This is a genomic window from Mycobacterium florentinum (assembly GCF_010730355.1).
GTDB lineage: Bacteria > Actinomycetota > Actinomycetes > Mycobacteriales > Mycobacteriaceae > Mycobacterium > Mycobacterium florentinum.
The window spans coordinates 4388692-4401664 of sequence record NZ_AP022576.1 but is presented as its reverse complement, the minus strand read 5'-3'; the positions used below and the strand labels follow the sequence as shown (position 1 = coordinate 4401664).

Here is a 12973-nt window from a genome sequence, read left to right as displayed (position 1 = left end):
ATGGCCGCGACGCCGTCTGTCCTTGTTTTCGACGTCAACGAGACACTGATCGACATCGAGTCCATCGCACCACTTTTCGGCGAGCTGTTCGGCGATGAGCGGGTGCTCCGAGAATGGTTCGGCCAGCTGGTCCTGTATTCGATGACGGCCACTCTGGCCGACCACTATGTGGACTTCTTCGCGCTCGGACAGGGCGTCCTACGCATGCTGGCCGATATCCATGGGCTCGACATCACCGACGGCGACCTGCATCGCCTGGAGTCGCATATGCGTACGATGCCGGCCCACCCGGATGTCGAAGAAGGGCTTACCACACTGCGCGACAATGGGTTTCGGCTGGCCACGCTCACGAACTCACCACACCGCCCCCTAGCGATGACACCGCTGGAGCACGCGGGGCTCGCGGGCTTTTTCGAGCAACAGTTGAGTGTGGAAGCATGCCGCGCCTTCAAGCCGTCACCATCGGTCTACCGATATGCATGCCAGATGCTCGGCGTACAGCCTGGCGATTGCATGATGGTGGCCGCCCACGTGTGGGACACCCTCGGCGCGCAAAACGTCGGCTTCAGTAGCGCTCTCATCACCCGGCCGGGTAATCCACCTCTGCCGGTTGAAGGCCTGCCGCAACCGACCCTCGTGGTGAGCGATCTGCGCCAACTCGCCGAACGACTGGGCGCCGGGCCCAGCTGAGCGCACCGAGCCAATTCACGAGAGGATTCGCACAAGACCCATGGCATACAACAACGACTTCGACGTGGTGGTGCTCGGCGCAGCCTCGGTGGGACAGAATGCCGCGGAGCGCGCCCGGGCGGCGGGTCTGCGCGTCGCAGTGGTCGAGCGGGAGTTGGTCGGGGGCGAGTGCTCGTATTGGGCCTGTGTGCCCAGCAAGGCACTGCTGCGCCCAGTACTTGCCCTGGCCGATGCCCGCCGCGTGGACGGCGCGCGTGAGGCGGTCAGTGGGTCGATCGACCCCGCAAGGCGTGTTCGGCCGCCGCAACCGCTACGTGACCGACTGGGACGACGCCGGTCAAGCCGACTGGGTGGCCGGAACCGGCGCGACGCTGGTACGCGGGCACGGCAGGTTGGATGGCCCCCGGCGCGTCGTGGTCGCCACGCCAACCGGCGAGGAGGTGGTGTTGCGCGCCCGGCATGCGGTTGTCATCTGCACCGGGAGCCGGCCCGCGCTGCCGGATGTGCCCGGTCTGGTCGAAGCCCGGCCATGGACCAACCGCCAGGCGACCGATAGCAGCTATGTTCCGGGCCGGCTTGCAGTCGTGGGCGCCGGCGGTGTCGGCGTCGAAATGGCCACCGCCTGGCAGGGCCTGGGTTCGGCGGTGACTCTGCTGGCCCGGGGTTCCGGGTTGCTGCCGCGGGTGGAGCCCTTTGTGGGCGAACTCATCGGCCGCGGGCTCAGCGACGCGGGAATCGACGTGCGCATGGGCGTCTCGGCGCAGGCGCTTCGCCGACCGGACCCGAACGGGCCGGTGACCGTCCAACTGGACGACGGCGGCGAATTCCAGACCGACGAAATACTTTTCGCAACGGGCCGCGCACCACTCACTGACGACATCGGCCTGGACACGGTGGGACTGACCCCGGGGGCTGGCTCGACGTCGACGACACGTGCCGGGTGAAAGCCGTCGAGGACGGGTGGCTGTATGCGGCCGGAGATGTGAATCACCGTGCTCTGTTGACTCACCAGGGCAAGTACCAAGGGCGCAACCAGCGTTGTCTTCTGGGACTGACCCTGGTCGGACCGGGCGCCACCGAACTGCTGCACGCCGCTACCATCGCCGTCGCCGGCCAGGTTCGGATCGAGCGGTTGTGGCATGCCGTCCCGTGCTTCCCGACCATCAGCGAGCTTTGGCTGAAACTTCTTGAGGCTTACCGAGACTCACCCGTTCAATCGAAAACGAGCACACACGGCGACCTCGGACGGATTTCATCCTGATTTCGGCGACACGGCAGAACACGTGAGGCGTAGCAGCCGGCGACTCGGCTACTCTTCGACGCGTGCGGGGCCGCACTCCCCTCCCGCTTGAACGGGCCTGCGCCGGGTGCATGTGGGCGCGCTCGGTCGTGGCTCTGTGCGCGCTCATCCTGATCGTCTGGCCATCCGATCACCCGCTCTCCCAGTGGAATTCGGTGCGGTTAGCCGCCGATACGGTCAAAGAACCGTTGCGCGGCCTGATCTCGATGGGCGCTTATAGGTTCGCGCCCGCGCTGGGCGAGCCCGACAACTCGCTCGAGACCGTGCGGCAAAAGAGCGGCCTGCTGCAGGGCATCGTCATCCTGGCGTCGTGGCGCTCGCTCGAGCCGACCGCTACGTCCGGCCTCGCCGACAACAACGAGATCGACCAGGGTCTGGCCAACGTGCGAAAGTACAACCAGGACAACCCGAATGCGCCGCTGGCCGTGAAGATCCGGGTGTGGGGCGGATTCTGGGCGCCCGACTGGGTGATGGAGGACAGCGGCGGCAAGGTCCCCGTGGTGCACACCAATTTCCGGGGAGTTCAGAAGAACCGCACCCTGGGTCACGTCTGGGACGACAGGTATCACCTGCGCTGGGCACATCTGCAGGAACTCCTCGCCGCCAAGTACGACGGCGATCCGCTGGTCCACGAGGTCGCGGTGACCTCGTGCATGATGTTCACCGCGGAGCCGTTCTCCATCGACACCCGCCCAGCCGCGGTGGATCCACTGCGGAAGGCCGGAATGACCGACGCGAACTACAAGGCCTGCCTCAACAGGATCGTCGACGATTACGCGCCCTGGAAGACGACGCGTTTCGAGACGCCGCTCAATCCGTTCAAGGCCACCGACAGCGGCAAGCCGGTGCACGATGTCGATTTCACGCTGGCGTGGATGGCGGACTGCCGAAAGCGCGCGGGTGACCGTTGCGTGTTCGACAACCACGATCTCGATGTGCCGACGAAGGTCAACAAGGACCTGCAGACGATCTACACGGCGATGAAACGCAGCGGCGCCGAGGTGGAGTTTCAGACGGGCGGGGCCGCGCCGCCGGATCTGGGTGCCGTCATCGGCTACGGCGTCGAGATGGGCGCGACCAGCATCGAGCTCTACCAGGACTACGGGGGCTTCACCGAGGTACCGGACGACGACCTGCGCAAATACGCGGCGATGCTCTTACATAACTGACCTGGCGGCACGCCGAGCCGAAAACCGGGACAATCGGGGCCATGGCAACCACAGATGGATTTCACCCAGACTTCGAGGACACCAAGCAGCAGGTGTCGCGGGGCCGGGTGCACCACGTCAAGGCGTCGGACATCAGTTCCGATACCGCGCAATCGGAAGGATTGCGGCGATTTGCCGCACTGAGCGGCAAGTCGGTCGGCGCCGAAAAGCTGTGGATGGGTGAGACGCACGCATTACCCGCGACCGTCTCGTCCAACCATCACCACGGTGAGTCGGAGACCGCGATCTATGTGCGAAGCGGCAACCCGGAGTTCGTCTTTCACGACGGCGTCGACGAGGTGCGCATCACGGCCGCACCCGGCGACTACGTGTTCATCCCGCCGTTTCTGCCGCACCGGGAAGAGAACCCCGACCCGAACACCATCGCGGAGGTCGTGATCGCGCGCAGCAGCCAGGAGGCCATCGTGGTCAACCTGCCCGCGCTGCATCCGCTCGAAAGCGGTCAGTAGACCGCGATTTCGACGAGATTGCCGTCGACGTCGCGACAGTAGTGCGAGGTCATCGGCCCCAGCGCGCCGGTCTTGGTCACCGGCCCCGCGGTGATCTCGACGCCGCACGCCTGCAGGTGGGCACACACCTCGTCAGGACTGGATTCGGTGATGAAGCACAGGTCTTCAGAGCCCGCCGCTTCGGCGATCCCGGTGACCCACTCGGGATCGTCGGCGAGCGCGCCGACGGGCCGCAGGTTGATCTTCTGATTCCCGAAGCACAGCGCCGTTCGGTTGGACGGTCCGAACGTCTCGCGCTTCATGCCGAGGACACGCTCGTACCACGCCGCGGTGGCCTCAATATCGTTGCAATTGACCACAATATGGTCGAATCGCTGCACGGCGAACCCCATCTTCTCCTCCTAGCTTGGTGCGTCGAGTAGCGACACAAGTTGTGTCTCGAACGCGGCCGCGACCTCGTCGGCAGCGCACTCGTCGAACGTCTGGTGCGCGAAGATCATGCGATACCAGACCAACCCGAATGCTTGGTCGACAACGATGTCGTGCCCATCGCGGGAAGTGATCTGCCCGCAGGAGCCGTTCCATTGTGGCGCCGACGCCCAGGGCTTCGCGCAGCACCCCCACCAGTGGATGTGCTCAGGCAGATCCCTAATCGAGCGCACGGTATTCATGATGACAAAACAGCCCCACCCAGGACCGCAAGCGCCGCCGGGCCGGCTTTTCCCACCTACGTTCGCAACATCAAGGCCGACAACAGGGTTCGCGTTCGCGTGCGGGGCCGCTGGCACACGGACCGGCGTCGCTGCCGCCAGACGACGACCCGAGCGTGCATTGGCACTGATTTACTGACTGTGCGGATCGACCTGGTCCGGGCGGCGTCAAAATCGAGAAGGCGAGATCCACGTGAACACTGCCCCCGCACCCAGCGACCCCCACGTGGGGCTCATATTGGCGTTGACGGTCGAGGGTCTGGCGGTGAGCCGATATCCCGATATGGCCGCGGTCGCCCGGACCGCGGAGGAATACGGATTTGATTCGGTGTGGTTGTGCGACCACTTCCTCACCGTGAGCCCCGATGACTACGTCAAGGACGCGGGCATAGCGGCCGACACCGGCGAGGCGAGCGCGGGCGCGCGCGCCAGGTCGATGCCGCTGCTGGAGTGCTGGACGGCGCTGAGCGCGCTGGCCCGCGACACCACCCGGCTGCGCCTGGGCACGAGCGTGCTGTGCAATTCCTACCGTCATCCGTCGGTGCTGGCGAAGATGGCCGCCACGCTGGACGTCATTTCCGAGGGGCGCCTCGACTTGGGTTTGGGCGCCGGGTGGTTTCAGCGCGAGTTCCAGGCGTATGGGATCCCGTTTCCGCCGGTGCGCGACCGCGTGTCCGCGCTGGACGAGTCCCTCCAGGTGATCAGAGCGGTGTGGACGGAACCGAACCCGACCTATGCCGGCGAGTTCTATACGTTGGACGGCGCCATCTGCGATCCGCCGCCTGTCCAGCAGCCGCATCCACCGTTGTGGATCGGCGGAGAGGGCGACCGAGTGCACCGCATCGCCGCCAGATCCGCTCAGGGCCTCAACGTACGGTGGTGGGCGCCGCGGCAAGTGAGCGAGCGTCGAGCATTTCTTGCCCGGGCGTGTGAATCCGCCGGGCGCGATCCGGAGGCCCTGCGATTGTCGGTGACGGCCCTGCTCGCACCCACCCATTCCAGCGAGGAGGAGGCGCGAGTCCGGGCGGAATTCGTGTCCATTCCGGAGGCCGGGCTGATCATCGGGCCCCCCGAAAAGTGCGTGGAACGCATCCGGGAATACCAGGACTGCGGCATCGATCATTTCCTCTTCACGATTCCGCACGTCGCCGAATCCGAATATCTCCACGTCATTGGTTCCGACGTTATTCCGTCGCTCAAACGCGCCGCGGCATAACGCCTTCCAAACGCGCCCGCCTCAGGGCCTTGACCGGGCACCGACGCCGACAAATTCGATATCGACCGCGATCGCAGCGAGGCGCAGAACCTCGGCTTCGGGTACGGCGTACACAGCCGCCTGGGGGCGGCGCTGGCCCGCCTGGAAAGCGCCATCGCGCTGAACAAACTGCTGGACCTGATGCCCCGTTACGAAGTCCTCTGGGACGACTGCAAACGAGTGAGCACGCGCAACGTCGCCGGCTGGTCGAACGTTCCGGTGCGCGTATTACCCTGATCTCGCAACCTATTTAGCCGTATTCCGTTGCGGTACAGTGACTTAACGTGACTGTATCGTTACAAACTCAGCAAATTCTCAACAGATTCTTTGCCGACACATCGCCCGACTCAAAGGATCCGTAAAGCCGCAGGCCGCACCATGTATTCATGACGACTTACGCGTTGTCCGCAGACCTGATCGAACGCTACCTGTGCACCCGCGGCAGCCGCTACTTCCGCGGCCAGCACGACGGTGAATTCTTCTACGTCGCCAACACCCGCCCGCGGCGGCTCCATGTCCACCTCGGGATCTCCCGTTGGCACCGCGACGAATTCACGATTCAAGTCACCCCCGGCTGCTTCTTCCCGGCAGCCGACGGTGCCGAACTGGCGGAGCTGGCCGACTCGTGGAACAGCCGCAGCCGCGACGTCCTGGTCACCGTCCGCGGATCCTCCGACCCGCAGCGGGTCGGTGTCGTCGCGCGCAGCTCGCGAAAGATCCGCGAGCCCGTCGCCTTCGACGACTTTGCCACCTACATCGACCACAGCATCGCGGCCGCGATCGAGTTCTTCGCCGATCTGGACTCGGTTGCCGAGTGCCCCGCCGAGCCGTTGGTGCTGGACGCCGGCTGAGCCGCGCCTCACGGGATCCTCGCGCGTCAGACGGTGTCGGGGCGCGGTTCGCCGAACTCGGCGCGGATCGCGCCCCATGGGTCCGCATAGCCCGACGGTGATTTCCGATAGGCGCCACGGCGTTTGAGGAATTGGCGCGCGATCGGGGAGACCAGCCGCATCGGATAGCGTTGCCAGCCTGCCGCCGCGCATCTCCGCCAGCATGTCCGGCCAGGGATGGCGCTGGAAGCGCAAGGCCTGTTGTGCGCGGGCGGTATCCATCCAGTCCGCCACGTACCAGTCGTCGTCGCCGTCGGGGTCACCCGGACGGCCCGCGGGCAGAATGTTGACCAGACCCCTGGTCGCCGCCAGCGTTTTGCCGACGTCCGACCGCCGCAACAGATGCGACTCGTCGCCCCCGATCAGCAGGGTCTCGCCGATCACGTCCGCGGTCGTCGCGGCCGAGAACGCAACGCGACATCGCGGACGTCGACGGTGTGGATGCGCCCGTCGGTCGGCAAGGCGCTTTCCAGGAACGGCGCGTCCAGGCTCAGCGGCATGGCGCCCAGATCGACGCTCACCACCTCGGCCGGGTCGGTCAGATCCGCCCAACGCGCCGTGGCCCCGTCGGGCAACGACCGGGCCGCCTTGCACTGGGCGGATGTGCCGAGATCGGTCGCGACGACACGGTGGCCATCGGCAACCAACTGGCGCACGGTCTGCGAGCCGACCAACCCGAAACCACCAGTGACCAGAACAATTTCGGTTATTTCCCCCCCGATGCGTGGTAGCCCACAGCAAACGGATATGACATTCTCCCAAACAGAGAGTACCCTATGTCACACGCGGTGCGCCCTGGGGGAACGGCCTCGCGCTGGCAACCAACACAACCGCGGGGGAATCGCGATGAGCGACGCTCAGGTCGAGAAGCACGAAACCGCCAAATGGGATCCGGCGTTCACCGAACAGGTGAAGAACACGGTCGGCCCGGTGATCAATCGCTGGTTTCGGTCCGAGGTGCGAAACCTGGACAACGTTCCGCCAGCGGGTGGGGCGCTGGTGGTGTCCAACCACTCCGGCGGCATCTCCACGCCCGACGTGCTGATCTTCTCGTCGGCCTTCTACGACAAATTCGGCTACGACCGGCCGGTGTACACCCTGGCGCACTACGGCGTATTCCTGGGACCGCTGGACGGCTGGCTGCGTCGGGCCGGGGTAATCGAAGCCAGTCGCGAAAACGCCGCCACCGCACTGCATTCGGGCGCAGTCGTGCTGGTCTTCCCGGGCGGTGACTACGACTCCTACCGACCCACGTCGAGCGCGAACACCATCGACTTCAACGGACGCACCGGCTACGTGCGGACCGCCATCGAAGCCGGAGTGCCGATCGTGCCCACCGTCTCGATCGGCGCCCAAGAGACCCAGCTGTTCCTGACCCGCGGCAACTGGCTGGCCCGCAAGCTGGGACTCACCAAGGCCCGCATGGACATTCTGCCGATCAGTTTCGGCTTCCCATTCGGGCTCAGCGTCATCTTCCCGCCGAACCTGCCGCTGCCGTCCAAGATCGTCACCGAGGTGCTGGAGCCGATCGACATCATTGCCCAGTTCGGCAAGGACCCCGACATCGACGAGGTCGACGCGCACGTGCGTTCGGTGATGGAGGCCGCACTCAAGCGGCTGGCCGCCCAGCGCCGGTTCCCCATCCTGGGCTAGCTAATGCTTCAGATGCCCGCGATCCACCACGACCTGGCTGCCCGACATGTTCGCGGAGCCGTCTCCGGCAAGCCAGGCGACGACATCTGCGATGTCCTCGGGCGTCATGAATTCTTCGGGAGCGCCAATCGCGCGAAACGGCATGGGGGACAGGCTATGCAGGTAAGCAGGGTGCTCGCTGAGAAACGTCAGCATGTCCACCGAGCTTCCCATCGGCGTGCTCACCGCGTACGGGTGGACGGAATTGACCCGGATGCCGTACTCACCCAATTCCACCGCCAAGGCGTTCGTGAGCCCGACCAAACCATGTTTGGAGGCTGAATAGTGGCCGTTGCCAGGTGTGGCCTTCAGCCCGGTAGTCGAGCTGACGACGATGATCGATCCACCGTTACCGAGGTTGATCATCGCCGGCACCGTGGCACGCAGGGTGCGCCACGTGCCACTCAGATTGACGTCGATGACCGTGTCCCAGTGTTCTTCGGACATCTCCCACAACCGGCCGAAACTCAACACCCCCGCATTGGCGACGACGACATCAAGCCTGCCGAACTGATCGACGGCGGCGGCCACCAACTGCTGCAGATCCGCCAGATTGCGGATATCGATTTCCCGAAACAGCGCTTTGCGTCCCGAATCCTCCACTGCCCGTGCCGTTTCCACCAACTCGTCGGAGGTAGCGGCCGGGTACCGGATGGTGTCGGAAATGGGGGCGCACACGTCGACCGCGACAATGTCGGCGCCCTCGTCGGCAAGCCGGATGGCGTGCGCACGTCCCTGCCCGCGAGCAGCGCCGGTCACGAGCGCGACTCGGCCCTCAAGACTGGTACCTCCTTGGATCACTGCCTTCCCCCCCACATCGCCGAGAACCTCCAGCCCGATGGTCCGCCTGCGGCCGGGTCCCGACAATGACGTGTCTCCTCGCACAACAGAGGCGCCGTCTCCCACCGACAGGAATCGGCAGGCGACGGCCCATAGCAAACCCGGAAGCACTACGGCATAGTCGCTTTCGGGTCGCGGCAACACGGCGAGGTGGCGTGTGAAAAGACTCAACGGTACGGACGCCATGCTGCTCTACAGCGAGACGCCGAACCTGCACACGCACACCCTGAAAGTTGCGATCCTCGACCCGTCCGACTTCGACGGCGAGTTCGACTTCGAGGCCTTCCGGCTGCACGTGCGCCGCCGGCTGCACCTGCTGGGACCGTTGCGCTACCAGCTCGTCGACATTCCCGGGCAACTCCATCACCCGATGTGGCAGGAGAACTGCGAGGTCGACCTGGATTACCACCTGCGACGTGTGCAGGTGCCCGCCCCGGGCGGCCGGTGCGAACTGGACGAGGTCATCGGAAGGGTGGCGTCCACCCCGCTGGATCGCAGCCGCCCGCTATGGGAGTTTCATTTCGCCGAGGGGCTTGCCGACGGTCGATTCGCGTTGATCGGCAAGGTGCACCACGCACTGGCCGACGGCGTTGCCTCGGTCAACCTGCTCGCACGCGCGATGGACCTCAAGGGTGCGGTGGCCGACGAGCGCGACAACGACGAGGCGGGCAGCACCGCGACGAAGGGCGAACTGCTGCGCGCGGCCGCTAGGGACCATGTCCGGCAAATCGCCGAGCTGCCCGGGCTGATCAAAGACGCCGCGCTGGGTTTGAGCCGGGTACGACGCCGGTCCAAAGAGCGTGGGGATCACCCGGATCTGGCCAACGCCTTCGCCGCACCATCGACCTTCCTGAACCACGTGGTGTCCCCGCAGCGGCGGTTTTCCAGCGCGACGCTGCCCCTGGCCGAGGTCAAGGCGACTGCCAAGGCGTTGGGCATCACCGTCAACGACATGGTGCTGGCCATCGCCACCGGCGGGTTGCGCACGCTGCTGTTGAACTACGACGGCCAAGCCCAACAACCGATCATCGCTTCGGTGCCCACCGCCACCGACAAGTCGGACCGCATCTGCGGAAACGAAATCAGCGGTCTGATGATTTCGCTGCCGGTCCACGTCGCCGACCCCGGCGAACGGGCGCGGCTCGTCTCGCTGGCGACCCGGATCGCCAAGGAAGACCACGAGATCATGGGCCCGGAGCTCTACGGGCGGCTGATGGCCTACCTGCCGACGGCGTTCGCCCCGGCCGCGTTCGGGTGGCTCGGCCGCCGCGACGTGCCCAACAAGCTGATGAACGTGGCGGTCTCCAGCGTGGTGGGGCCCCGTGAGCGTGGGCATTTCGGCGGCGCCGCCGTCACCGAGATCTACTCCACCGGCGTGCTCTCGCCGGGCGCACCGGTCAATATCACCGTGTGGAGCTACGTCGACGGGCTCGGGATCGCGGTGCTCACCGACGACCAGACGTTCAAAGACCCGCACGAGGCGACCGACGCGATGATCAAGTCCTTCGCCGAATTACGCAGTGCCGCACGTATTCCCGCGCAGCCAGCCTCAGGCGGCGAGCACGGCGTCGAGTGCTGAATAAAACAGACCCAGCCCGTCGTCGGACGGGCCCGTCAACGCTTCGATGGCATGTTCTGGGTGTGGCATCAGCCCGACGACGCGGCCGTTGGCCGAGCTGATGCCGGCGATGCCACGCATCGAGCCGTTGATGTTGTCGTGGTAGCGAAACACCACGCGGCCCTCACCCTCGAGTTCGTCGAGCACGTTCTCCGGCGCCACGTAGCGACCCTCGCCCGATTTCAGCGGCACCAGCAGGTCGGCGTCGGGCTCGAAGCGCGACGTCCACGCCGTCGAGTTCGATGCCACCCGAAGCCACACGTCGCGGCAGATGAAATGCAGACCGGCGTTGCGGGTCAGCACCCCGGGCAGCAGCCTGGTCTCGCACAGCACCTGAAAACCGTTGCAAATCCCCAACACCGGCATGCCGCGGCCCGCCGCGTGGACCACTTCGGACATCACCGGGGCGAAGCGGGCGATCGCACCGCACCGCAGATAGTCGCCGTAGGAGAACCCGCCGGGTACCACGACCGCGTCGACCGCCTTGAGGTCGGCATCGCCGTGCCACAGGCTGACCGCCTCCGCACCGACGCGGCGCACCGCGCGGGCGGCGTCCACGTCGTCCAGCGTCCCGGGAAAGGTGATGACGCCGATCCGTGCCGTCACAGCACTTCCCGGCTGATCGTCCAGTCCTCGATCACGGTGTTGGCCAATAGTGATTCGGCAATCTCGGCGAGCGCGGAATCGTCGACGGTATCGTCGACTTCGAGCTCAAACCTTTTGCCCTGACGGACATCTGAGATCCCGGGATGTCCGAGTCGGCCGAGCGCGCCGACAATCGCCTGACCCTGCGGGTCGAGAATCTCCGCTTTGGGCATCACATGAACGATCACCCGCGCCACCGGCGTTCCTCCTGACGAGTCGCTGTCGGCGCCAACTCTACCGGCGGCCGTTGCTGGGCGCGGCTCACGGGCACGAGGCGATATAGGCGTCGCACAGCGGCGCCGTCATCGAGTCCAGCACCTGATTGTCGGCAAGCGAGGGCCAAGGCACGTCCGGCGGCGACGTGGACCACAGCGTCAGCTCGCTGATCGTGCTGCTCGCGGCGTGTGCGACCAGGTAGGTGTGCATGATCACCGGGCCGCTGATGACCGCGGCCATCCGGTTCGGTTCGTCGGTGGTGATCGACGGCGACTGCAATGGCGCCCCCATCTGACAGGCCCGCAGCACCGCGACGGCGTTGCCGAACACCGACGAGGCGATCGCTCCGCCGTGGGCCGTGTCGCCGCGCCAGTGCACGATCTGAGCCTTCAGCTGCCATTGGTCGGGCGGGTGGGCCACTGTCGCGCGGGCCGCGACCGCCCAGGCGCGTGGGTCCTGCGCCGGCGGCCGCGCGGCGCACAGCTCCTCGAACCGGAACCGCGGCCCCACCCCGGCCCCGGTCGTTTGCGCGGCCAGACCCGCCAGCGCGGGCCAGTTGTAGGTCGAATTCATCGGCACGGAGCGCTGCTGCATCCACGCGGTGGCCGGGATCTGGTCGCAAACGGGCGGGCAGGTCTCCGGTTCGGCGGACACTGGGATCACCAAGATGAGGGCGGCCACCAAGCCACCCGCGACCAGTATCGTCGCGAAAACTACCCGCACACGACCACCCCCGTCAGGGCACAATCGTAAACATGCAACTGACGCATTTCGGGCATTCCTGCCTACTTGCCGAGTTCGACCACACTAGCGTGCTCTTTGATCCCGGGACCTTCGCGCATGGGTTCGAGGGAATCACCGGACTGGACGCGATCCTGATCACCCACCAGCACCCGGATCATGTCGACCCGGCGCGGCTGCCGGCGCTGATCGAGGCCAACCCCAATGCGGCGCTCTACACCGATTCGCAAACCGCGGCGCAGCTCGACGCGCCCTTCCAGGCGGTGCACGCCGGCGACGAGCTGACGGTCGGTGAACTGACGATTCGGGCGCTCGGCGGCAAGCACGCGGTTATTCACCCGGAAATCCCTGTGATAGAGAACCTTTCGTATCTGGTGGGCGACGGCGACCACCGCGCCCGGTTGATGCATCCCGGTGACGCGTTGTTCGTGCCCGACGAGCCGGTAGACGTGTTGGCCGCTCCGGCGGCCGCCCCGTGGATGAAGATCTCCGAGGCCATCGATTACCTGCGGGCGGTGTCCCCGACGCGCGCGGTGCCCATCCACCAGGGCATCGTCGCCCCCGATGCCAGGGGTATCTACTACGGCCGGTTCACCGAGATGACCGACACCGACTTTCAGGTGCTGCCCGAAGAAAGCTCAGTCACCTTCTAGCGGTCGGCTTCCCCTGCGCGAGCAGACGCAGAGTCGTGCGGTTTG

The 12973-nt window shown here is 65.9% G+C and carries 14 protein-coding genes and 3 pseudogenes; 10 read left to right on the top strand and 7 right to left on the bottom strand.

Annotated features, from left to right (window positions below; translation table 11 throughout):
• From G6N55_RS20880 to G6N55_RS20865, 4 genes and pseudogenes are all read left to right on the top strand, one after another.
• A complete protein-coding gene (locus G6N55_RS20880; RefSeq protein WP_085223577.1) occupies positions 1-690 on the top strand; it encodes a haloacid dehalogenase type II in 690 nt (229 codons plus the stop codon).
• Between the two features lie 40 nt (positions 691-730).
• A pseudogene (locus G6N55_RS20875) lies at positions 731-1951 on the top strand (FAD-dependent oxidoreductase).
• 62 nt (positions 1952-2013) lie between these two features.
• A complete protein-coding gene (locus tag G6N55_RS20870; RefSeq protein WP_139826934.1) occupies positions 2014-3159 on the top strand; it encodes a hypothetical protein in 1146 nt (381 codons plus the stop codon).
• A 41-nt stretch (positions 3160-3200) separates the two neighbouring features.
• Positions 3201-3668, top strand: a complete 468-nt coding sequence (locus G6N55_RS20865) for a cupin domain-containing protein (RefSeq protein ID WP_085223574.1) — start codon at positions 3201-3203, stop codon at positions 3666-3668.
• On the opposite strand, the gene G6N55_RS20860 is transcribed toward G6N55_RS20865, so the two are convergent.
• Entirely contained in the window at positions 3662-4060 is a 399-nt protein-coding gene (locus tag G6N55_RS20860; protein ID WP_085223572.1) for a VOC family protein, read from the bottom strand. The genes G6N55_RS20865 and G6N55_RS20860 overlap by 7 nt on opposite strands.
• A 9-nt stretch (positions 4061-4069) precedes the next feature.
• Positions 4070-4330 carry a hypothetical protein gene (locus tag G6N55_RS20855; RefSeq protein ID WP_163667435.1) on the bottom strand — a complete coding sequence of 87 codons (261 nt, stop codon included), beginning with the start codon at positions 4328-4330 and terminating at the stop codon, positions 4070-4072.
• Positions 4331-4565: 235 nt separating this feature from the next.
• Between G6N55_RS20855 and G6N55_RS20850 the strand changes: the two genes are divergently transcribed.
• The 3 genes and pseudogenes from G6N55_RS20850 to G6N55_RS20840 all read left to right on the top strand — a co-directional run bounded on the left by G6N55_RS20850 (position 4566) and on the right by G6N55_RS20840 (position 6484).
• A complete protein-coding gene (locus G6N55_RS20850) occupies positions 4566-5594 on the top strand; it encodes a TIGR03560 family F420-dependent LLM class oxidoreductase (RefSeq protein WP_085223568.1) in 1029 nt (342 codons plus the stop codon).
• A gap of 39 nt (positions 5595-5633) precedes the next feature.
• Positions 5634-5870: pseudogene (locus tag G6N55_RS29935) on the top strand (cytochrome P450); the annotation flags it as partial.
• A 149-nt stretch (positions 5871-6019) separates the two neighbouring features.
• Positions 6020-6484 carry a hypothetical protein gene (locus G6N55_RS20840; RefSeq protein WP_085223566.1) on the top strand — a complete coding sequence of 155 codons (465 nt, stop codon included), beginning with the start codon at positions 6020-6022 and terminating at the stop codon, positions 6482-6484.
• A 26-nt stretch (positions 6485-6510) separates the two neighbouring features.
• On the opposite strand, the pseudogene G6N55_RS20835 reads toward G6N55_RS20840, so the two are convergent.
• Positions 6511-7233, bottom strand: a pseudogene (locus G6N55_RS20835) (NAD-dependent epimerase/dehydratase family protein).
• A gap of 136 nt (positions 7234-7369) precedes the next feature.
• Between G6N55_RS20835 and G6N55_RS20830 the strand changes: the two are divergent.
• Complete coding sequence (locus G6N55_RS20830) at positions 7370-8176, top strand: lysophospholipid acyltransferase family protein (RefSeq protein WP_085223564.1); 807 nt, start codon at positions 7370-7372, stop codon at positions 8174-8176.
• Here G6N55_RS20830 and G6N55_RS20825 read toward each other — a convergent pair whose 3' ends face one another.
• Complete coding sequence (locus G6N55_RS20825) at positions 8177-9016, bottom strand: mycofactocin-coupled SDR family oxidoreductase (RefSeq protein ID WP_232078804.1); 840 nt, start codon at positions 9014-9016, stop codon at positions 8177-8179.
• Positions 9017-9212: 196 nt separating this feature from the next.
• On the opposite strand from G6N55_RS20825, the gene G6N55_RS20820 reads away from it, so the two are divergent.
• A complete protein-coding gene (locus G6N55_RS20820; RefSeq protein WP_085223560.1) occupies positions 9213-10634 on the top strand; it encodes a WS/DGAT/MGAT family O-acyltransferase in 1422 nt (473 codons plus the stop codon).
• Here the strand turns inward: G6N55_RS20820 and purQ are convergent.
• The 3 genes from purQ to G6N55_RS20805 form a co-directional block, all read right to left on the bottom strand.
• A complete protein-coding gene (gene purQ, locus G6N55_RS20815; RefSeq protein WP_085223559.1) occupies positions 10605-11279 on the bottom strand; it encodes a phosphoribosylformylglycinamidine synthase subunit PurQ in 675 nt (224 codons plus the stop codon). The genes G6N55_RS20820 and purQ overlap by 30 nt on opposite strands.
• Positions 11276-11515 (bottom strand): phosphoribosylformylglycinamidine synthase subunit PurS, encoded by a 240-nt coding sequence (purS, locus tag G6N55_RS20810; RefSeq protein ID WP_085223557.1) that lies wholly within the window; start codon positions 11513-11515, stop codon positions 11276-11278. Before purS ends, purQ begins: the two co-directional genes overlap by 4 nt.
• 64 nt (positions 11516-11579) lie before the next feature.
• Positions 11580-12257 carry an ATPase gene (locus G6N55_RS20805; protein ID WP_085223555.1) on the bottom strand — a complete coding sequence of 226 codons (678 nt, stop codon included), beginning with the start codon at positions 12255-12257 and terminating at the stop codon, positions 11580-11582.
• Positions 12258-12289: 32 nt separating this feature from the next.
• On the opposite strand from G6N55_RS20805, the gene G6N55_RS20800 reads away from it, so the two are divergent.
• Positions 12290-12928 (top strand): MBL fold metallo-hydrolase, encoded by a 639-nt coding sequence (locus G6N55_RS20800; RefSeq protein ID WP_085223553.1) that lies wholly within the window; start codon positions 12290-12292, stop codon positions 12926-12928.
• The last annotated feature ends 45 nt before the right edge of the window (positions 12929-12973 follow it).

Bases quoted from the DNA above. Each gene is read 5' to 3' on its own strand.
- G6N55_RS20880 (WP_085223577.1), top strand. From the start codon at position 1: ATGGCCGCGACGCCGTCTGTCCTTGTTTTCGACGTCAACGAGACACTG.
- G6N55_RS20865 (WP_085223574.1), top strand. From the start codon at position 3,201: ATGGCAACCACAGATGGATTTCACCCAGACTTCGAGGACACCAAGCAG.
- G6N55_RS20860 (WP_085223572.1), bottom strand. From the start codon at position 4,060: ATGGGGTTCGCCGTGCAGCGATTCGACCATATTGTGGTCAATTGCAAC.
- G6N55_RS20840 (WP_085223566.1), top strand. From the start codon at position 6,020: ATGACGACTTACGCGTTGTCCGCAGACCTGATCGAACGCTACCTGTGC.
- G6N55_RS20830 (WP_085223564.1), top strand. From the start codon at position 7,370: ATGAGCGACGCTCAGGTCGAGAAGCACGAAACCGCCAAATGGGATCCG.
- G6N55_RS20800 (WP_085223553.1), top strand. From the start codon at position 12,290: ATGCAACTGACGCATTTCGGGCATTCCTGCCTACTTGCCGAGTTCGAC.